The sequence below is a fragment of the Parabacteroides massiliensis genome (assembly GCF_900155425.1).
In the GTDB taxonomy this organism is placed as follows: domain Bacteria; phylum Bacteroidota; class Bacteroidia; order Bacteroidales; family Tannerellaceae; genus Parabacteroides; species Parabacteroides massiliensis.
In genome coordinates, this window is sequence record NZ_LT700196.1 from 1 (window position 1) to 1,413 (window position 1,413).

Below are 1,413 nucleotides of genomic sequence, written 5' to 3' on the forward strand. Positions count from 1 at the left end.
TGCCGTTATCGCCATTCCGTGCCAGCAGGTTGTTGCGCATATTAAGCTCTTCCAGAAGAAGCATGCCGTTCGTCGAGGCCATGAATGAACCGTTACGATAACCGCTGGCTTTCTCCACGCTCATGTCAAGTTTAACCAATGAGGTAAGCAAGCCGAAATTGAATCCGATGGCGAACGCGTCCTCATGCCACACCAGCTCCTTGATTTTGGCCGCGCCGATAATCTTCAGCGGGTCGTTCTCACCGAAGGCACGGGCCAGCTGCAGGGAGTGGAGCACGTCCGCATCCACCACGCCGCTGTCGGCCTGCACGCCGTTGCTGGTGGAAAGCTGCACACGGTACGGGATGGTCAGCCGGTACTGCATCGGCTTCAATTTGTATGCCTTGTCCAGCGATGCCGTACTCTGGTAGAACTGGGCGCCCAGCGTAGAGACATAACCGTACTCCACCTGCTTCAGGTCATACCTGCGCTGGATGAAGTAGTTCCGGTGCGCCTTTAACGAACCCTTCAGACCGTAGATCTGCGGGTAGGTCTGTTTCGCGCCGTCCGCACCCACCGGCATCTCGTTCAGGAACGGATACACATACTTGAAGATGCCTGATTTGTTGTACAGCCGGCTGCACCACCTCTTCATCTGCTCGGTGTCGAAATGGTCAACGGCCTTCTGGATGCTGAAGGCACTCATGAAGCTGGTACCGCCGTTCACACCCCTGGTCATCACTTCCTCCAGCAGATTGCCCATATTGCCCAATATCAGGTTCCACAGCCAGCTGTTGTGTCCCTGCATCACATAGGCACCGTCCCGCTTGGTCTGCCGGTTGTCATCATACTTCCCGGTCAGGAACGACTTGTTGTCCGAACCCAGCTGGCAGTCTCCGTCGTAATAGGTTATCCACCACATCACGCCGTCCCACGTCCGCACAAGCATGTTTTTCGCCAGCTGGTCCACACCCAGGTTGAACTGTACATACAGGTAGTAGGCGGCCAGGTTGGGAAGGTTGAAATACTTCCCGGCTTCCGCCTTGAAGGTCGGGCTCACCCATTTGGCCGTCGGGAACTTGTTGACGTCATCCTCATAGTCCACCCCGTCAAACGTGTGCGTCTCCTTGTTATAGGTCATGCCCTTGCCGGCAGGCGTTTCCTTCACGCATTTATAGAGGAAACTCATCATGCGGTCAAGCGCCTTGTACATCTTGTCGTACTTGTCACCGGTGCCCAGGTGTTCCTTGATGTTCGGTTCTTCTTCGGCATCGCCTCCGCCATCGTTCCAGAACACGTCTTTCGGATGGTTGAACTCGAAACCGCCGTCAAAGTTGAAATCCATGAAGTCCGTATGGTCGGGCTCCGTGGACGGAAGCCAACGGAACAGGCACAGGTCGTTCGAGTTGTTCAACGTCTCGATGCAGATGGGCA

The 1,413-nt window shown here is 55.5% G+C and carries 1 pseudogene; it reads right to left on the minus strand.

The features are described 5' to 3' along the window. Window positions 1–1,413, minus strand: a pseudogene (locus BQ9893_RS20860) (hypothetical protein); the annotation flags it as partial.